The sequence below is a fragment of the Bradyrhizobium sp. USDA 376 genome (assembly GCF_054063675.1).
Window position 1 is genome coordinate 1,218,642 of sequence record NZ_JBSSGN010000001.1, and the last position, 18,014, is coordinate 1,236,655.

The 18,014-nt window shown below is 65.7% G+C and carries 14 protein-coding genes; 8 read left to right on the top strand and 6 right to left on the bottom strand.

The window, feature by feature from the left end:
* Nucleotides 1-35 precede the first annotated feature (35 nt).
* Nucleotides 36-812 (bottom strand): SDR family NAD(P)-dependent oxidoreductase, encoded by a 777-nt coding sequence (locus ACVJ19_RS05600; protein WP_453949900.1) that lies wholly within the window; start codon nt 810-812, stop codon nt 36-38.
* Nucleotides 813-889: 77 nt separating this feature from the next.
* On the opposite strand from ACVJ19_RS05600, the gene ACVJ19_RS05605 reads away from it, so the two are divergent.
* Complete coding sequence (locus ACVJ19_RS05605) at nt 890-1,342, top strand: MarR family winged helix-turn-helix transcriptional regulator (protein WP_453949899.1); 453 nt, start codon at nt 890-892, stop codon at nt 1,340-1,342.
* A gap of 180 nt (nt 1,343-1,522) precedes the next feature.
* Here ACVJ19_RS05605 and ACVJ19_RS05610 read toward each other — a convergent pair whose 3' ends face one another.
* On the bottom strand, nt 1,523-2,317 hold the full coding sequence (locus ACVJ19_RS05610) for an SDR family oxidoreductase (protein ID WP_453949898.1): 795 nt from the start codon (nt 2,315-2,317) through the stop codon (nt 1,523-1,525).
* Between the two features lie 83 nt (nt 2,318-2,400).
* A complete protein-coding gene (gene trhA, locus ACVJ19_RS05615; protein ID WP_453949897.1) occupies nt 2,401-3,096 on the bottom strand; it encodes a PAQR family membrane homeostasis protein TrhA in 696 nt (231 codons plus the stop codon).
* 185 nt (nt 3,097-3,281) lie between these two features.
* On the opposite strand from trhA, the gene ACVJ19_RS05620 reads away from it, so the two are divergent.
* Together ACVJ19_RS05620 and ACVJ19_RS05625 are read left to right on the top strand one after the other, a co-directional pair.
* Nucleotides 3,282-4,751 carry a YcjX family protein gene (locus tag ACVJ19_RS05620; RefSeq protein WP_453949895.1) on the top strand — a complete coding sequence of 490 codons (1,470 nt, stop codon included), beginning with the start codon at nt 3,282-3,284 and terminating at the stop codon, nt 4,749-4,751.
* Nucleotides 4,748-5,773, top strand: coding sequence for a YcjF family protein (locus tag ACVJ19_RS05625; RefSeq protein ID WP_453949894.1), 1,026 nt, complete (start codon nt 4,748-4,750; stop codon nt 5,771-5,773). Before ACVJ19_RS05620 ends, ACVJ19_RS05625 begins: the two co-directional genes overlap by 4 nt.
* 114 nt (nt 5,774-5,887) lie before the next feature.
* Here ACVJ19_RS05625 and ACVJ19_RS05630 read toward each other — a convergent pair whose 3' ends face one another.
* Entirely contained in the window at nt 5,888-7,405 is a 1,518-nt protein-coding gene (locus ACVJ19_RS05630) for a glycosyltransferase family 39 protein (protein WP_453955139.1), read from the bottom strand.
* A gap of 467 nt (nt 7,406-7,872) precedes the next feature.
* On the opposite strand from ACVJ19_RS05630, the gene ACVJ19_RS05635 reads away from it, so the two are divergent.
* From ACVJ19_RS05635 to ACVJ19_RS05650, 4 genes are all read left to right on the top strand, one after another.
* Nucleotides 7,873-9,606, top strand: coding sequence for an adenylate/guanylate cyclase domain-containing protein (locus tag ACVJ19_RS05635; protein WP_453949893.1), 1,734 nt, complete (start codon nt 7,873-7,875; stop codon nt 9,604-9,606).
* Nucleotides 9,607-9,961: 355 nt separating this feature from the next.
* A complete protein-coding gene (gene sorA, locus ACVJ19_RS05640) occupies nt 9,962-11,161 on the top strand; it encodes a SorA family sulfite dehydrogenase catalytic subunit (RefSeq protein WP_453949892.1) in 1,200 nt (399 codons plus the stop codon).
* 14 nt (nt 11,162-11,175) lie between these two features.
* Nucleotides 11,176-11,484 carry a SorB family sulfite dehydrogenase c-type cytochrome subunit gene (gene sorB / locus ACVJ19_RS05645; RefSeq protein WP_453949891.1) on the top strand — a complete coding sequence of 103 codons (309 nt, stop codon included), beginning with the start codon at nt 11,176-11,178 and terminating at the stop codon, nt 11,482-11,484.
* 208 nt (nt 11,485-11,692) lie between these two features.
* Complete coding sequence (locus ACVJ19_RS05650) at nt 11,693-11,893, top strand: cold-shock protein (RefSeq protein ID WP_008563500.1); 201 nt, start codon at nt 11,693-11,695, stop codon at nt 11,891-11,893.
* Nucleotides 11,894-12,064: 171 nt separating this feature from the next.
* Here the strand turns inward: ACVJ19_RS05650 and ACVJ19_RS05655 are convergent, their stop codons facing one another.
* On the bottom strand, nt 12,065-12,526 hold the full coding sequence (locus tag ACVJ19_RS05655) for an Lrp/AsnC ligand binding domain-containing protein (RefSeq protein ID WP_018643717.1): 462 nt from the start codon (nt 12,524-12,526) through the stop codon (nt 12,065-12,067).
* A 114-nt stretch (nt 12,527-12,640) separates the two neighbouring features.
* Here ACVJ19_RS05655 and putA point away from each other — a divergent pair, with 114 nt between their 5' ends.
* Nucleotides 12,641-15,640, top strand: a complete 3,000-nt coding sequence (gene putA / locus ACVJ19_RS05660) for a bifunctional proline dehydrogenase/L-glutamate gamma-semialdehyde dehydrogenase PutA (protein ID WP_453949890.1) — start codon at nt 12,641-12,643, stop codon at nt 15,638-15,640.
* Between the two features lie 3 nt (nt 15,641-15,643).
* On the opposite strand, the gene ACVJ19_RS05665 is transcribed toward putA, so the two are convergent.
* Nucleotides 15,644-17,797, bottom strand: coding sequence for a tetratricopeptide repeat protein (locus tag ACVJ19_RS05665; RefSeq protein WP_453949889.1), 2,154 nt, complete (start codon nt 17,795-17,797; stop codon nt 15,644-15,646).
* Between the last annotated feature and the right edge of the window lie 217 nt (nt 17,798-18,014).

Consider the following 18,014-nt stretch of genomic DNA (forward strand, 5'->3'; position numbering starts at 1 on the left):
GACGACGGCGGAATTTTTCGAACCGCCACCCGGGCCTAAGACGCCAAGAATCCCCCGTCCGCCGCGAGCACGTGGCCGACCACGTAGGACGAAGCGTCCGACGACAGCCACACCACGGCTTCCGCAACCTCCTCCGGGCTCCCCATCCGCCGCAGCGGGAGGCCCGCACTGACGGTTGCGACATCGCCGACGCCGGCGCGCAGCATCATGTCGGTGACGACGCGGCCGGGCGCGATCGCGTTGATGCGGATGCCGCGCGGGGCGTTCTCCATCGCCGCTGAGCGTGTCAGCGAGATCGCGGCGGCTTTCGAGGCCGAATAGAGCGAGAAGCCGGGATTGGGATTGCGCATGCCGCTGACGGAGGCGTTGACGACGATGCTGCCGCGCCCCTGCGCGAGCATCGCCGGCAATTGGTGGCGCAGGCACAGGAACAGCGCGCGGACATTGGTGTCGAACACGCTGTCATAGATGTCGGTGCCCTGCTCTTCCAGCGGCGCGCGGCGCTCCTGGAAACCGGCATTGTTGAAGGCGACGTCGAGCCGGCCGCAACGCTTGACGGCGGTGCCGACGAGGCGCGCGACCTCGTCTTCGCGCGTGATGTCGGTCCTAAGCGCGATCGCCTCCGCACCGAGCTCGCGGCACGCCGCGGCGGACGCCTCGATCTCGGCCTCGCGCCGGCCGGCAATGATGACCGCTTCCGCCCCTTCGGAGGCCATCCGCAAGGCCGTGGCGCGGCCGATGCCGCTGCCCCCGCCGGTCACCAGGCAGACCTTGCCCTTCATCCGCATCCCGGTTGGCAAAGTTTCGCTCATGGTCCACTCCAAAATGCTTGCGCGCGGCGCCGCGCACATATAGTTGTATGGTACAACTAAATGCGCGGAGTCAAGGGATGGCCGAGCTTGCTCTGATCGACGACATCCGCGCCGCCTCGCGGCTGATGGTGCGCGAGCTCGGCTTCATGGATGCGACGGTGGCGGCCTCGGACTATCCGCCCTCGGCGGTGCACACGATCCTGGAGATCGGCATCCGCGGTCCGATGAATTCGGGCGAGCTCGGCGATTTCCTGCGGCTGGAGAAATCCAGCGTCAGCCGCCTGGTGCGCAAGCTGATTGATTGCGGCGAGCTGCGCGAGACGCCGGACGAGCTTGATGCACGCAGCAAGCTGTTGTCGCTAACGGCGAAGGGACGGCGCACGCTGGAGGCCCTGCACGCGTTCGGCCGGCAGCAGGTACGCGGTGCGCTGGCGGCGCTGACGCCGGCGGAGCAGCGCACGGTGCGCGAGGGGATGATGCTCTATGCGCGGGCGCTCAGGCAGAGCCGGGTGGAGGAGGTGGCGGCGTGAAGCCGCGTAGCCCGAGGGAGCAGCATCGTCGTCCTGGCGAAAGCCAGGACCCATTACCCCAGGGAGGCGTTTGGCGAAGACTCGTCGTTCGGTACTGCTACCGCGGCAAGATCGATAGACCTCGCGGTATGGGTCCTGGCCTTCGCCAGGACGACATCGAAATTGTGGCCCGCCCCTCCCCTACTTCCCGAACTCTTCCCGCATCTTCGCCTGGATCTTGGCCATGCCGCCGATCCAGCGGTCGTAGTTCTCGGTCTTCTTGCGCATGTAGCCGAGCACTTGCGGGTGCGGCAGGATCAGGAACGTCTCCTGCTCGAGGCCGGCGAGCACGTCTTTTGCGACCTGCTCGGGCGTCAGATCTCCGTCGCCGGACTGCGGGCCCTTGGGGATCGAGCGCAGCATGTTGGTGTCGACGCCCTGCGGGCAGAGGATCGAGACCTTGATATTGTCAGCCTTGTGCGAGATCGCCAGGTTCTCGGCAAAGCCGACCGCGGCGTGCTTCGTCGTCGAATAAGCCGGACTGCCGACCTGCGACAGCAGGCCCGCGGCCGAGATCGTGTTGAGGAAATAGCCGCCGCCGCGCGCCTTCATGCGGGGGATGAGATGCCGTGCCGCATAGACATGGGCCATGACATGGATCGCCCAGCTACGCTGCCACGGCTCGTCGGAGGCGCCGCCGGCATTGACCGACATCGGATCGAAGCCACCGCCGATGCCGGCATTGGAGCAGAACAATTCGATCGGGCCGAACTGCCGCTCGGTCTCCTCGATGACGTGGGCGATGTCCTTTTCCTGCGCGACGTCGCATTTGAACGCCGCGCCATCGACCATGGCGGCGACAGCCCTTGCATTCGCGGCATCCATGTCCGCGACGACGACCTTGGCGGCGCCCGCCTTGTGAAAGGCCTCGCACAGCGCCTTGCCGATGCCGTTGGCGCCGCCCGTGACGACCACGACCTTGCCGGTCACCTGCATGCGACGTCTCCTCTTGTCTCGTATTATCTTGTGGTCTTGGACCGCTTTATACCGCGCCGCTCATTCCGCGTCGCGGGTCCTGCTCAGCTCAACACGAGGTCGAGCACCGCGGTATAATGGCATGCCGCGCCGGCCAAGACAAAGCCGTGCCAGATCGCATTCTGGAAGCGCAGCCGCCGCCAGGCGTGGAAGATCACGCCAAAGCTGTAGAGCAGGCCGCCCGCAAGGATGAAGCCCAGCACCAGCGCGGGCAGCGCCCTGACCACGGGACCATAGAGCATCACGCCGCTCCACCCCATCGCGAGATAGATGCCGACCGAGACGCGGTCGAACCGGCCAGGATAAAAAAGCTTCAGCACGATGCCGAGAATGGCGACGCACCAGACGCCGGCAAGCAGCACCAGCGCGAACACGCTGTCCTTCACCTCCAGAATGAACGGCGTGTAGGTCGCGGCAATCAGCAGATAGATCGCCGAATGATCGAACCGCCGCAGCAGCCATTTGGCCGGCGACACCGGCCAGAGATTATAGGTCGCCGACAGCACCAGCATCGACAGCAGGCCGGCAACATAGATCGAGACGCCGACGATGTTGGTCGCATCGGCATAGAGCGCCGTCAGCACCACCAGCACGGTCGCGGCGATGAGGCCGGCGAGCACGCCGATCGCATGGACGATGCCGTCGGCGATCAGCTCGGCACGGTCATAGTCCCAGCCGATCACGTCGGCCGCGACGTGGACGGAGGAGGATGCAAACTGTTTCAACTGGAACACGGTCATGGCAATCCACAAAGGCTTAAGGCAATGCCTTCTTCTATGGGTGTTTCGGGACCGGCGCGTCGTTCAAACGGCTGATTTGCCGACAAAGGCGGTGGAAGTATGAAAGCTTGATTTTCTTCAGTCAGTTGCCACTTTTGTGATTAGTCCGTTTTGCGTACCCCTCGCCCGAGCCCCCTCACGTTCATATGGCATTCAGTTTCCAGGATATGGTCGAGGAGGCGCGGCTGTCCGCCCGGGCGCTGATCGACTATGGCGAGCATTTCTTCAACCCCACGGTGCGGCTTGGTGTCACCGGCCTGTCGCGCGCCGGTAAGACCGTATTCATCACCGCGCTGATCCATGGGCTGACGCGCGGCGGCCGGTTTCCGGTGTTCGAGGCCTATGCCTCGGGCCGCATCGCGCGCGCGCACCTGGCGCCGCAGCCTGACGATGCCGTGCCGCGCTTTGCCTACGAGAACCATCTGCGCGCGCTGGTCGAGGAGCGGCGCTGGCCGAACTCCACCGTCGACATCAGCGAGCTCAGGCTCGTCATCGACTACCAGCGCCCGAACGGCGCCGACCGCACCTTGACGCTCGACATCGTCGACTATCCCGGCGAGTGGCTGCTCGACCTTCCGCTGCTGCAGAAGAGCTACGAGCAATGGTCTACGGAGAGCCTGGCGCTGTCGCGCGAGGCACCCCGCGCGCATCTTGCGAGCGAATGGCACGCGCATCTCGCAACACTCAAACCCGAGGCGCGCGAGGATGAGCAGGCGACGCTGACCGCCGCCAAGCTCTTCACGAATTACTTGCGCGCCTGCCGCGACGAGCGTTTTGCCATGAGCCTGCTGCCGCCGGGGCGCTTCCTGATGCCGGGCAATCTCGCCGATACGCCGGCGCTGACCTTTGCGCCGCTCGACGTGCCCGTGGGCGGGCAGGCGCCCGAGGGATCGCTGTGGGCGATGATGGTGCGGCGCTTCGAGGCCTACAAGGACGTGGTGGTACGGCCGTTCTTCCGCGATCATTTTGCGCGGCTCGATCGTCAGATCGTGCTGGCCGACGCGCTCGCCGCGTTCAACTCGGGCCCCGAGGCGCTGCACGATCTCGAAGCCGCACTCGCCGGCATTCTCGATTGCTTCAACATCGGCCGCAGCACGATTCTCTCCAGCCTGTTCCGGCCGCGCATCGACCGCATCCTGTTCGCCGCAACCAAGGCGGACCATTTGCATCATTCCAGCCACGACCGGCTCGAAGCCGTGCTGCGCCGCGCCGTCTCGCGTGCCGTTGCGCGTGCGGAAGATACCGGCGCGGCGATCGACGTGGTCGCCCTTGCCGCCGTACGCGCCACGCGCGAGGCTCAGGTCGCGCATGGCCGCGACAAATTGCCGTCAATCCTGGGAACACCGGCCGCGGGCGAGAGCGCCAACGGCGAGCTCTTCGACGGCAACACGGAGGTTGCGACCTTTCCGGGCGATTTGCCGCTGGATCCCGAGCCGCTGTTCAACGGCAGGGACGCGTTCCAGGGCCTCTCGACGCAAGCCGCCGAAAAGAGCCATTTCCGCTTCCTGCGCTTCCGCCCGCCCAAGCTCGAACGCGAGAGTGACGGCGAGCCCGTGCTGCCACATATCCGCCTCGACCGTGCCTTGCAGTTCCTGATCGGAGACAAGCTCGCATGAACGACCGATCCCAGCCGCGGCGGCCGGCGACGTTCCGGCTCGACGATCCCGGCGTCGTCGTCACCGAGGCCGACGAGACCAGCCGGCTCGGCCGCGCCACCATCCAGATCACGCCGGAGCACGATCCGCAGGCGCTGCCCGTGCCGGTTCAAACCGCGCTGCCGGCGCGGCGCGGTTTTCCCTGGGGGACGCTGTTCTGGTCCGGGCTCGCGGGGCTGACGCTGCTCGGCACCGGGCTCGGTGTAGTACATCTGATCGAGGATCTGTTTGCGCGCAGCGAAACGCTCGGCTTCGTCGGGCTCGGGTTGGCGCTCGTCACTGCGCTGGCGCTCGCGGTGGTGATCGGGCGCGAGGCCTTTGGCCTCGCGCGCCTCGCGACCATCGAGAAGCTGCATCAGCGCGCCGCCGCGGTCCTTGCCAGCGACGACCGCAAGGAGAGCCGGGTCATCGTGCAGGACCTCCTGAAGATCGCACACCAGAATCCGCAACTCGCCCGCGCACGCGCCACGCTGGAGAGCCATGCCGGCGAGATCATCGACGGCGCCGACATGATCCGCCTCGCCGAGCGCGAATTGATGTCGCCGCTGGATACCGAGGCGCGCCGGCTGGTGTCATCAGCGGCGCAAAAGGTCTCGATCGTCACCGCGGTCTCGCCACGCGCCGCGATCGACGTGCTGTTCGTGTTCGTCGCCGCGCTGCGCCTGATCCGGCAGCTCGCCTATCTCTATGGCGGCCGTCCCGGCGCACTCGGCATGATCCGCCTGCTTCGCCACGTCATCGCTCATCTCGCCATCACCGGCGGCATGGCCGCGAGCGACAGCCTGGTGCAGCAGATGCTCGGCCACGGCATCGCGGCAAAACTGTCGCAGCGATTGGGCGAAGGCGTGCTGAACGGACTGCTGACGGCACGGCTGGGATTGGCGGCGATCGAAGTCACGCGGCCGCTGCCGTTCGCGGCGCTGCCGCAGCCAAAGCTGTCGGATCTGGCGACGGATCTGCTGCGGAAGAAGGATGAGGAGTAGCTTCTTCGCCTCTCCCCGCTTGCGGGGAGAGGCCGGAGCGCATCGCCAGATGCGATCCGGGTGAGGGGGACTCTCCGCGAGTCCAACTATTACCTCCCCCGCGGAGACTCCCCCTCACCCCAACCCTCTCCCCGCAAGCGGGGAGAGGGAGAGGAAAGCCAGCACGCGCCACTGGAACAGCGGCGAATCCTTCGGCGGGGACAGCTCCGGGGTCCAGCCGGTGAGCTTTTCGATCACATAGGTATCCGTCACGACGCCGCGCCAGCGGCGCTCGACTTCGCCGAGCGGCTCGCGCTTCGCGGGGATATTCTCCCACATCGACGAACGGTTGTCGGGCGTGCGCCCGACATAGATTCCCGCATGCCCCCTGATCTTGTCCATGCCGGGGTCGGCAAAATCCTGGAAGCGGCCGCGCTCGTTGATCTCGACGACGGGCACGCGGCCCCGGAACAGCCAGCGCATCATGGCGTAGGTGCGGTAGTCCGTGGTCGCGATCCAGGTCGCGCCTGTTTCGTCGAGGGCGGTCTGCGCGCGCGCCGCGACCTGCTCGTAGCCGGCCTCGGCGCCGATCGGATCGATCTTGCCGAGCAGATTCCAGGGCGCAGCGACGTAATAGAGGAACACGATGACGACGAAGGCGATGCCCGAGACGATCGCCGTCTTCGCCCAGAACAGGCTCGACCGGATCATCCGTGCCGACCATTTTTCACGCGGCAGCATGACGAGGTTCACCGCCGCAGCCGCAAAGCCCACCGGCCACATGAACATCGGCCAGGTGTCGCCGACCCGGAGCGTCAGCGATTTCACCAGGAAATAGAGAAACGGCACCAGCACCGCGGTCGACAGCAGGATCGCGACCGGCTCGCGCGTGCGATAGCCGCGCCACGCGGTCATCACCAGGCCCGTCAGCACCACTGGCAGCATGACGAAGCCGACGAGGCCGAATTGCAAGCCGATGTAATCGCCGACCGTCCGCAGCGAGATGCCGTAATTGGTGGTGGCGCGCACGCCCTGGAAGCGGATCGAGGCCCAGTCGTGCTGCACGTTCCAGATCAGCACCGGCGAGAACACCGCGAGCGCGACCAGCACCGCGAGATAGGGGTAAGGGCTGCGCAACCAGCGCCAGCGCCAATCCGGCACCAGCAGAAAAGCAGCAACCGCCGGCGCGAACAGGATCACGGTGAATTTCGACAGCATCGCCAGCCCGGCGAACAGGCCGGCCGCGAGCCACCAGCGGCCGTCGCCGCTCTGCGCCAGCCGCACCAGGGACCAGACCATCGCCACAGCGAAGGGGATCATGGCGACATCAGGTGCGACCTTGGCCATCAGCAGGCCGTAATAGAGCGCGGCCTCCATCATGAGCACGACGACCACGATCGCGCGTGCGTCATGCGTGAGGCGGCGGACGATGTCGGCGAGCAGCAGCTGCGTCACCAGCATCGCGACGATGCCGCCGAAGCGCACCCCGAGCGTGGTGTCGCCGAAAATCGCGGTTCCGAAACGGATCAGCCAGGCGATGCCGGGGGGATGATCGAGGAAGCTGAGCGCCGCCTCCTTCGACCAGGTCCAGTAATAGGCCTCGTCCGTGCGCAGCTCGATCGCGGAGGCATAGACGATGCGGAGCACGGTCATCGCAGCGATGATCAGCACGGCAACAAGGATGAGCCGGCGTTCGGCGCCGTCTGGCTTTGCAGGGATGTCGGGAGCGATCGTCACGGCCGCGCTTTTCCCCGACTTGGAAGGGGGAGTCAATGTAGGCCAAGCTCTCTCCCCGAGTCGTCCCGGCCTAGTGCGCAATTGCGCACGGGGGCCGGGACCCATAGCCACAGGGAGGAGTTTGGCGAAGACTCGGAGTTGCCAGCCCGTCGCACGACTGCTCCCTGTGGTTATGGATCCCGGATCGGCGCGCGCTTAGGGCGCGCTTGTCCGGGACGACAGCGGAGAGGATGGGGAAGATGGTGGGCACGGCGCGCAAGTGCGCGCCTTTGCCCACCCTACGGTTCTGTAACCTTGCCGCGCATGTGATCGGGCGAGCTGTCCGCGGGGGGAATTAAACGCTAGGCTGGCTGTTCTCCTCCATGAACTGATACAACCGAATCATGGCCACCGCTCCCGTCCATATGCCCGAACTCGTCCGCGCCACCAGCGTGCGGCAGGTGCGGCTCATCTGCGGCATCATCCTGTTCTCTTATGTGGTCAGCCATTTCCTCAACCATGCGCTCGGCAACATCTCGGTCGATGCCATGGAGGCCGGGGTCTACTACCACATGCTGTTCTGGCAGTTCCTGCCTGTCGCGATCGTGTTCTACACGGCCGCGCTGACCCATATGGGGCTCGGCATCTACGCGCTGTATCAGCGCCGGCAGTTCCGCTGGAAGACCATCGAGCCGCTGCAGCTCGTGCTGGGACTGAGCATTCCGGCCCTCGTCATGGCGCATGTGATCGGCGTGCGGCTGGGCCAAACGCTGTACGGACACCAAAAACTCTATCCGCAGGAGCTCTATCTGTTCTTCATCGGCTCGCCCGGCCGGCTCTGGCAGATGACGATCCTGCTCCTGATCGCCTGGGTGCACGGCTGCATCGGCATCTATTTCTGGCTTCGCCTGAAGCCGTTCTTCACGCGCGCGGCGCCCTATCTGCTCGCGGCCGCCGTGCTGATCCCGACCCTGTCGCTGCTCGGAATCTACCAGGGCGGCCGCAGCGTCCAGCTCGACGCCGACGACGGTGAATGGCGCACGCACAACCTCACACGTCGCCAGCTCGGCTCGGTCGCCGAAGCCAATACGCTCGACCGCATCACCGGCGGCCTCACCGCCGGATATTTCGGCTTGCTGGGACTGGCGCTGGCGGCGCGCGGTGTGCGGGCCTGGCGCGAGCGGCGCGGCGGCATGATCGCGCTGTCCTACGGCAACGGCAAGACGGTGCGCGTACCAAAGGGCCTCTCCGTGCTGGAAGCGAGCCTGCGCCACAACGTCCCGCATGCCAGTGTCTGCGGCGGCCGCGCCCGCTGCTCGACCTGCCGCATCCGCATCATCGGCGACCATGGCGCCCTGCCCCAGCCGTCGCAGCGCGAGGCCTTCGTGCTCGCCCGTGTCGGCACCGCCGATCCCTCGATCCGGCTTGCGTGCCAGCTGCGTCCGGACTCCGACCTCTCCTTCTTCCAGCTCTTCATGCCCCATACGCATGCGGCTGACGGGCAGGCCTCGACACCGGCGCGCATCGGCCAGGAGCGCTATCTCGTCAGCCTGTTCGTGGACATGCGCGGCTCGACGCAGCTCGCCGAGAAGCGGCTGCCGTTCGACACCGTCTTCATCGTCAACCGCTTCCTCGGCGCGGTCTCGCAGGCCGTGATCCAGAATGGCGGGCAGCCGAACCAGTTCGTCGGCGACGGCATGCTGGCGCTGTTCGGACTGTCGGCGGATCCGCAAGAGGCCTGCCGGCAGGCGCTGAAGGCAGCCGCCAGCCTCGCTGCGAATATCGACGAGTTGAACCAGCTCCTGAGCCACGATCTGCGCCAGCCGATCCGCTTCGGCATCGGCATTCACGGCGGCGAGGTCATCATCGGCGACATCGGTTATCGCGATCACATCGTCTTCACGGCCCTCGGCGATGCCGTCAATGTCGCCGCTCGCCTGCAGGACATGACCAAGACGCTCGCCTGCGAGGCGATCGTCTCCGAGGAAGTGCGCCGCACGGCGGGCGTTGCCGACGACGCCCTGCCGCAGCAGGAGGTCGCGATTCGCGGCCGCGACGAGCCGATGGCGGTGCGCGTGGTCGCGGATGCGAGGGAGCTGGCGGGGCTGGTCGACAGCGGCGCACGGGTGGCGGCGTAAGGCGCGAGCCACGCGGAACGTGCTATCCCTCTCCCGCTTGCGGGAGAGGGTCGGGGAGAGGGTGTCTCCGCAACGGGACAGTCCCCCAGAGGAGAAAGCCCTCACCCGCGCGCGGGACGATGCTTCGCATCGCCCGGGGCGCGACCTCTCCCGCAAGCGGGAGAGGTGGAGCGCACCGTCGCCGCGGCAACAATACGATTCAATATCGTCACCGCGTAACACCGGCTTGCTGCGACGCAGCGGATGGATCTGCTGCGAAAGCACGAATTGACTTCATCTCAATCGTTGCAACAGATGAGCGCGGGTTCGCGGTGATGACCGCGATCCAACGAAAAAAGCTCCGGGAGGAGACCACATGTTCGATCGACGCGACCTGCTCAAGGGAGCCGGGCTTGCCGCCATTGCGGCCACATTGAATTCCACCAAGGCGCTGGCCCTCGACACCGTCACCCTGCCCTTCGCCAATGGCGAACGGCCACTGGTGAAATATCCGCAGAAGCGGCCGATGATCGGCCTCACCAGCCGGCCGCCACAGCTCGAGACGCCGTTCGCGGTGTTCAACGACGGCCCGCTCACCGCGAATAACGCCTTCTTCGTGCGCTATCACCTCTCCGACCTGCCCTACAATCTCGACCCCGACAAGTTCACACTCGAGGTCAAGGGCAAGGTCGACAAGCCGCTGAGACTGTCGCTGAAGGACATCAGGAAGATGAAGGCGACCGAGATCGTCGCCGTCAACCAGTGCTCCGGCAACAGCCGCGGCTTCTTCGAGCCGCGCGTCGCCGGCGGCCAGCTCGCCAATGGCGCGATGGGCTGCGCACGCTGGCGCGGCGTGCCGCTCAAGGCCGTGCTCGAGATGGCGGGCGTGCAGGCCGGCGCGAAACAGGTCACGTTCAACGGCATGGACGGTCCAGTCAGCGACAAGACGCCTGACTTCATCAAGGCGCTTGACCTCGATCACGCCACCGACGGCGAGGTGATGCTGGCCTATGGCATGAACGGCGAGGATCTGCCGTTCCTCAACGGCTTCCCGCTGCGCCTGGTCGTGCCCGGCTATTACGGCACCTACTGGCTCAAGCACCTCAACGAGATCACCGTCATCGATGGCGTCTATGACGGCTTCTGGATGAAGTCGGCCTATCGCATTCCCGATACGCCAAACAACGCCATCGAGCCGGGCACCACGCCGAAGGCGACGATCCCGATCAACCGCTTCACCATCCGCTCCTTCATCACCAGCGTCCCTGATGGCGCCAAGCTGAAGGCGGGAGCTGTAACCCTGCGCGGCATCGCCTTCGACGGCGGCAAGGGCATCAAGAACGTCGAGGTGTCCACCGACGGCGGTAAGACCTGGACGAGCGCGAAGCTCGGCAAGGATCTCGGCAAATACGCGTTCCGCGAATGGAAGCTGCCGGTGAAGCTCGCGGCCGGCTCTGTCGAGCTCAAGGTCCGCGCCACCGGCAATGGCGGCGAGACCCAGCCGGATACGCCGCGCTGGAACCCGGCGGGTTATTTGCGCAACGTCGTCGAAACCGTCCGCGTCAGCGTGGCCTGAAGAGGAGAATGATCATGCAGCGCACCGTTCTCCTCGCCGTCTCGCTCGCCCTCGCCACCGCGGTGGGTTCGGCGCTTGCAGCGCCGGTCAACTACAAGACCCCCGATGAGGTCGCCGCCTTCAAGCCAGGCCCCAATCTGGACGTCGTACAGGGCAATTGCAGCGCCTGTCATTCGGCCGACTACATCGCCACGCAGCCGCCAATGAAGGACAAGAAGGGTTTTTGGCAGGCCGAGGTGACCAAGATGATCAAGGTCTATGGCGCACCGATCGACGATGCCGATATCGGCAAGATCGTCGATTATCTGGCCGCGACTTATTGACGGAGGACTCGCGGCGTGCGGGCCATTTGACCGCGAAACGGGCAAAACCGGCAAAAACGCCGCGAAGTTGAGCGGAATTCGGCAAAAGGCTGATGTGGTTTGAGCTACCAAGCCTGCCACATTCCGCGTATCCTGTTAGGACCGAACCGGCCGGTTGGCGGGGACTGGCGGTTCGAGATCTCGGAGGAAGACCCGCGGAGAAGTCGTGATGGCTAAAGGTACGGTCAAGTGGTTCAACCCGACGAAGGGTTATGGATTTATCCAGCCTGCGTCGGGGGGCAAAGATGTGTTCGTGCATATCTCGGCAGTCCAGAAAGCCGGTCTGTCCACCCTCAACGAGGGACAGACGGTGGAATACGAAGAGATCGCAAACCGGGGCAAGACCTCCGCAGAAAACCTCAAAGTATAAACCCGCCAGCGTTTGCTGCCTCCCGGATCAATCCGGGAGCCGGGCCAAAAAAATTTTAGAAGACGGCGAGTGCATTCGACGACAGGCGTTGCGATTGCACACGGAGAGCTATTTTTCCTTGGCAGACCGCTTGTTCAACGCCACAGCAATGACAATCGCGACGGCACTTCGTCAGCCCACCGGCAACGGTGCGTCGCGCTTGATCTCCTCCATCACCGCATAGGTCCGCGTCTCGCGCACGCCCGGCATCGACAGCAGGGTCTCGCCGAGAAAGCGTCGATAGGCGGTCATGTCCGCAAGCCGCGCCTTCACAAGATAGTCGAAGCCGCCGGCAACCATGTGACACTCCAGCACTTCAGGCGCGAGTTTCACCGCGCGCGCAAAGCGCTCGAAATTGTCCGGCGTGGTCTTGTCGAGCAGCACCTCGACGAACACCAGAAGACCGAGGCCGAGCCGGTGCGGATTGAGCCTCGCGCCGTAGCCCTCGACAAAACCCTCGCGCTGCAGCCGCTTCAGCCGCTCGCCGATCGAGGTCGGCGACAGGCCGATCCGCTCGGCGAGTTCGACATTGGCGATTCGCCCGTCTTCCTGCAAAATCGAGAGGATTTTCCGGTCGATTCGGTCGAGTTCCATATCTTCTAAGGCCAACGAGCTTATGATCTCCATTTCCTAAGGCAAAATCGCTAATTTGTCTATCGAACTACGGTAATGCGGGCTTTATCCTGAATGTCAGCCACAGGACACGCCATGCCGAACATCCCGCCGCCCTTCACCGCTCCTTACGCCCCTGACGATGCCGAGATCGCCGCGCGGCTCTTGCCGGCGTCGCATCTGGCCCCGCCGCGGGAGGCGCGGATCGACCGCACCGCGACGCGGCTGATCGAGGCGATCCGCAAGCGCGACGACCGCCTCGGCGGCGTCGAGGACATGCTGCGGGAGTTCGCGCTCTCGACCAAGGAGGGCCTCGCGCTGATGGTGCTGGCCGAGGCGCTGCTGCGCGTGCCTGACGCGCGCACCGCCGACCAGTTCATCGAGGACAAGCTCGGGGAAGGCGACTTCATCCACCACGAGACCAAGTCCACGGCGTTCCTGGTCAACGCCTCGGCCTGGGCGCTCGGTCTCTCCGCGCGGGTGATCCAGCCCGGCGAGACACCCGACGGCACCATCGGCCGGCTGGTGAAGCGGCTCGGCGCGCCGGCGGTGCGCACCGCGACACGCCAGGCGATGCGGCTGATGGGCAATCACTTCGTGCTCGGCGAGACCATCGAGCAGGCGCTGGAACGGGGCCGGCCCCGCTCCGGCCAGAAGCCGCGCTATTCCTTCGACATGCTCGGCGAAGGCGCGCGCACGGCGGCCGACGCCAAGCGCTATTTCGACGCCTATGCCAGTGCGATCGAGACGATCGGCAAGGCAGCCGGCAACCATCCCCTGCCCGACCGGCCCGGCATCTCGGTCAAGCTCTCGGCGCTGCATCCCCGCTTCGAGGCGATCAGCCACGACCGCGTGATGGTCGAGCTGGTGCCGCAATTGCTGGACCTCGCGCAGCGCGCCAAGGGTCATGATTTGAACTTCACCGTCGATGCCGAGGAGGCCGACCGGCTCGAGCTGTCGCTCGACGTGATCGCGGCCACGCTCGCCGATCCCTCGCTCAAGGGCTGGGACGGGTTTGGCCTTGCGATCCAGGCCTATCAGAAGCGCGCGAGCGCGGTAATCGACTATGTCGATGCGCTGGCCCGCGCGCATGACCGCAAGCTGATGGTGCGGCTGGTCAAGGGCGCCTATTGGGACACCGAGATCAAGCGCGCGCAGGAGCGCGGGCTCGACGGCTATCCCGTGTTTACCCGCAAGGCGATGACGGATCTTAACTACGTCGCCTGCGCCGCGAAGCTCTTGGGTCTGCGGCCGCGCATCTTCCCGCAATTCGCCACCCACAACGCGCTGACGGTTGCGACCGTGCTGGAGCTCGCCGCAGGCGGCGGCGGCTTCGAATTCCAGCGCCTGCACGGCATGGGCGAAGCGCTCTACGAGCAGCTTGCCAAGGATCACCCCGACATCGCCTACCGCACCTATGCGCCGGTCGGCAGCCATCGCGATCTGCTGGCCTATCTGGTGCGGCGGCTGCTGGAGAACGGCGCGAACTCGTCCTTCGTCGCGCAGGCCGCCGACTATCGCGTGCCGGTCCCGGCGCTGCTGCAGCGGCCGGCGGATGCCATCGTCCGGCCGCAAGCGGCCGCGCATCCCAGGATTCCGTTGCCGGTTGATCTGTTCACGCCGGAGCGGCGCAATTCGCGCGGCGTGGAATTCGGAGCGCGTGCCGCACTCGACCGATTGCTGACGGACGTCAAGGCTGGGGCGATCGATCTCAAGCCGATCGCTGACGCAACACCCGATCAGGCCAATGCGGCAGTCTCCGCAGCGCGTGCGGGCTTTACTGCCTGGAGCCGGACGCCGGCGGGCACACGCGCGACGGCGCTGGAGCAGGCCGCGCATCTCCTGGAAAGCCGGGGCGCGCATTTCATTGCACTGCTGCAAGCCGAGGGCGGCAAGACGCTCGACGACGCTTTGTCCGAACTGCGCGAGGCCGCCGATTTCTGCCGCTATTATGCCGCGCTGGGCCGCAAGCTGTTCGGCGTCGATGCCGCCATGCCGGGGCCGACTGGCGAGAGCAATGCGCTTGGCCTGCGTGGCCGCGGCGTCTTCGTCGCGATCTCGCCGTGGAATTTTCCGCTGGCGATCTTCCTGGGTCAGGTCACGGCGGCGCTGATGGCCGGTAACAGCGTGGTCGCAAAGCCCGCCGAGCAGACGCCGCGCATCGCGCGCGAGGCGGTCGCCCTGCTGCACGAGGCCGGCATTCCCAGGAGCGCGCTGCATCTCGTCACCGGCGACGGCCGCATCGGCGCGGCGCTGACCGCGCATCAGGATATCGCTGGTGTCGTCTTCACCGGCTCGACGGAGGTCGCCCGCAGCATCAACCGGACGCTCGCGGGCAAGGACGGGCCGATCGTGCCGCTGATCGCGGAGACCGGCGGCATCAACGCCATGATCGCGGATGCGACCGCGCTGCCCGAGCAGGTCGCCGACGACGTCGTGACCTCCGCATTCCGCTCCGCCGGCCAGCGCTGTTCGGCGCTGCGCCTGCTGTTCGTGCAGGAGGACGTCGCCGACCGCATGATCGAGATGATCGCGGGCGCGGCGAGGGAGCTTAGAATCGGCGACCCCGCAGATGTCGCGACCCATGTCGGGCCGGTGATCGACGTCGAGGCCAAGCAACGGCTCGATGCACACATCGCGCGGATGAAGACCGAGGCCCGGCTGCACTTTGCCGGCACAGCGCCGGAAGGCTGCTTCGTCGCCCCGCACATCTTCGAGCTCAGGGATGCCGGCCAGCTCACCGAGGAGGTGTTCGGCCCGGTCCTGCATGTGGTGCGTTATCGCGCCGAGAACATCGAACGCGTGCTGCAGGCGATCGAGCGCACCGGCTACGGCCTCACGCTCGGCGTCCATTCCCGCATCGACGACACCATCGAGGCGATCATCGACCGCGTCCAGGTCGGCAACATCTATGTCAACCGCAACATGATCGGCGCCGTGGTCGGCGTGCAGCCGTTCGGCGGCAACGGCCTGTCCGGAACCGGCCCCAAGGCCGGCGGTCCGCACTACCTCGCGCGCTTTGCCACCGAGCAGACCGTGACGATCAACACCGCGGCAGCGGGCGGCAATGCCGCGCTGCTGGCGGGTGAAGAGTAGGTGTTATAAGCAGGTGTCGTCCTTATCGGCCTTTCCCGAATTGCCGCACGGGATACGCTTGGAGAGCTGCTGGATCTTCAGCTTGGCCTGGTTCTGGGCGACGATATCGAACACGCTCGTCGGCGTCAGTTGGGTGGCGCTGCGGTAATCGCTGGTTGCCTTTTCCGAGTCGCCTTTTGCCTCATAGGCCATCGCGCGGGCGAAATAGTGCTCGATCGACGGGCGTTGCGCGATCGCCTTGCCGAGATCGTCCAGCGCCTTGTCGTATTGCTTCATCGACGTGAAAGCGATGCCGCGCAGGCCCAGTGCATCCGGATCGTTCGGACGGTTGCCGAGCACCAGATTGAGGTCCGTCATTGCATCGGCGACATCCTTCTTGCCGAGATAGGCGCGCGCGCGGAGCGTCCGCACGAAGCCGTCGAAGGCAGGTGTCTTGCCGACGATCTGGTCCAGCGCCACGATGGCACGGTCATATTGTCCGGAGATCAGCATCGCGAGCCCCTGCCCCAGCTCGGCGACCTGGTTGTTGGGATTGCGGTCGAGCGCGTTCTTGACATCGACCAGGCCCTCAGCATTGTTCCCTTTCAAAAGCAGTACAAGCCCGCGCGAGGCGCGCGCCGTGTCGTTGACGGGGTTGAGCGCCAACGAACGATCGAAGTCGACCACGGCCTTGTCGAACTGGTTCAATCCCATATAGGCTTGGCCGCGCTCGGAATACGCCATGTAGTCCTTGTCGTTGATCGAGATCGCGCGGTCGTAATCGGCAATGGCGTTCTGGTATTTGCCGGTCAGCCGGGTCGCCATGCCGCGGCTGACATAGGCCACCGCATTGTTCGGATTGGCACTGAGCGCCTGATTGGCATCGATCAGGGCCTGATCGAACTGCTTCATGCCGATCGAGGCTACCGAACGGGAGGCCAGCAATGGCGAGTCGTTAGGTTTCATCGTGAGCAAGACGTCGATATCGGTCCGCGCCTCGGCGAAGCGGGACATTGACATGTACGCGGCCATGCGCAGCCTGAGCGCAAGCTCGTTGCGAGCGTCGAGCGCGAGCACCGTGTTGAGGCGCGAAACGGCGTCGGCATATTTCTTCTGCTGGAGCAGCTGCGAGGCCTCGTTCAGGGCCGGCAGGGCCGAACTTGTCGGTCTCGGGAAGGTCCCCTGCGGTATGATCGCCATCGGCACCGCTGCCTGCGGGACCGCAGGTGATGGCGCTGCGGATGACGGAGCTACGGGCGGCGGAGCTACGGGTGACGGCGCCGCGACGGCCTGCTTGGGCGCGGCCGGTGCTGGCGTCGCTGCGCCCTGCACTTTCGCAAGCTCGGCCTGCATCGCAACCGCAGCCTGCCGCTGCTGCTGGGCCATCTGGTCGTTCGGGGCGACCGACAGCACCTTGTCGAAATCCGCAATCGCGCGCGCATAATCGCCCTTGGCGCTAAAGCTCTGTCCTCGCGCAAAATAGGCGCCGCGATCGGGTTGCGGCGACTGCGCGATCGCGCGCGAAAAGTCCTCGATGGCATGGTCGATGTCGCCCTTGCGGCGGTAGACCTGGCCGCGCCAGAAGAAGGCCCCGGGCAGGCTCGCATTCAGCGAGATCGCAGTGTTGAGATCGGTCATGGCCGGATCGAGCTGCGAGGTCTCGACGGACGCCCGCGCGCGCCCGACATAGGCCATGGCATAATCCTGCCGCAGGCCGATCGCCTGGGTGAAATCCGTAGCCGCATCGGTCCATTTCTTCTGGTCGAGCTTCAGCCCGCCACGCGCAGCAAAGGCGTTCGGACTCCTGGGATCGAGCTCGATCGCCTGGTTAAGGTCGGCCAGCGCGCCATCGAAATTTCCCTTGCGCTGCCGCGCATAGCCGCGTGCCACCAGGGCCGGCACGGATTTTGGATCGATTTGCACGGCCGCATCAGCATCCGCCAGGCCCGCGTCGAGATTGGACCGGCTCATCAGCACGCGCGATCGGCTGACATAGGCGCGCAGCCGTTCGTCGGCGGGACGCGACTGGTCGTTGATGATGGCGGTGCAGGCGGGCTCGATCTTCGCAGGCAGCGGGCCATTGCAGTCTTCGAGGTCGCCGGCTCGTGCCGGACCCAACCCGCACAACAGCCCGGAGAGCGCGACCGGCGCCATCAGACGGACGAAAGACGTCGACATGAACGACCACCCCCATTCCCGCCGATCCGTCGCGATTGCCTCGCGCAGCTACCCACTCTGTACAACCTGAGCGCGCGGATTGCCATGGCTGTTTGGCATCCCGGTCAAGCCGCAGCCGCAGTCCGGGAGCGTTGCATCCAGTCACAACATCGGTCAAATGAACGAACTGTAAGGAAGCGCGAATTTCAGCGCGCGGGAAACGACAAGAGCGAGGAGC

Excerpts from the sequence above, each read along its gene's own strand:
- ACVJ19_RS05600 (WP_453949900.1), bottom strand. The coding sequence starts at position 812 with ATGAGCGAAACTTTGCCAACCGGGATGCGGATGAAGGGCAAGGTCTGC.
- ACVJ19_RS05605 (WP_453949899.1), top strand. The coding sequence starts at position 890 with ATGGCCGAGCTTGCTCTGATCGACGACATCCGCGCCGCCTCGCGGCTG.
- ACVJ19_RS05610 (WP_453949898.1), bottom strand. The coding sequence starts at position 2,317 with ATGCAGGTGACCGGCAAGGTCGTGGTCGTCACGGGCGGCGCCAACGGC.
- trhA (WP_453949897.1), bottom strand. The coding sequence starts at position 3,096 with ATGACCGTGTTCCAGTTGAAACAGTTTGCATCCTCCTCCGTCCACGTC.
- ACVJ19_RS05620 (WP_453949895.1), top strand. The coding sequence starts at position 3,282 with ATGGCATTCAGTTTCCAGGATATGGTCGAGGAGGCGCGGCTGTCCGCC.
- ACVJ19_RS05625 (WP_453949894.1), top strand. The coding sequence starts at position 4,748 with ATGAACGACCGATCCCAGCCGCGGCGGCCGGCGACGTTCCGGCTCGAC.
- ACVJ19_RS05630 (WP_453955139.1), bottom strand. The coding sequence starts at position 7,405 with ATGACCGTGCTCCGCATCGTCTATGCCTCCGCGATCGAGCTGCGCACG.
- ACVJ19_RS05635 (WP_453949893.1), top strand. The coding sequence starts at position 7,873 with ATGGCCACCGCTCCCGTCCATATGCCCGAACTCGTCCGCGCCACCAGC.
- sorA (WP_453949892.1), top strand. The coding sequence starts at position 9,962 with ATGTTCGATCGACGCGACCTGCTCAAGGGAGCCGGGCTTGCCGCCATT.
- sorB (WP_453949891.1), top strand. The coding sequence starts at position 11,176 with ATGCAGCGCACCGTTCTCCTCGCCGTCTCGCTCGCCCTCGCCACCGCG.
- ACVJ19_RS05650 (WP_008563500.1), top strand. The coding sequence starts at position 11,693 with ATGGCTAAAGGTACGGTCAAGTGGTTCAACCCGACGAAGGGTTATGGA.
- ACVJ19_RS05655 (WP_018643717.1), bottom strand. The coding sequence starts at position 12,526 with ATGGAACTCGACCGAATCGACCGGAAAATCCTCTCGATTTTGCAGGAA.
- putA (WP_453949890.1), top strand. The coding sequence starts at position 12,641 with ATGCCGAACATCCCGCCGCCCTTCACCGCTCCTTACGCCCCTGACGAT.
- ACVJ19_RS05665 (WP_453949889.1), bottom strand. The coding sequence starts at position 17,797 with ATGTCGACGTCTTTCGTCCGTCTGATGGCGCCGGTCGCGCTCTCCGGG.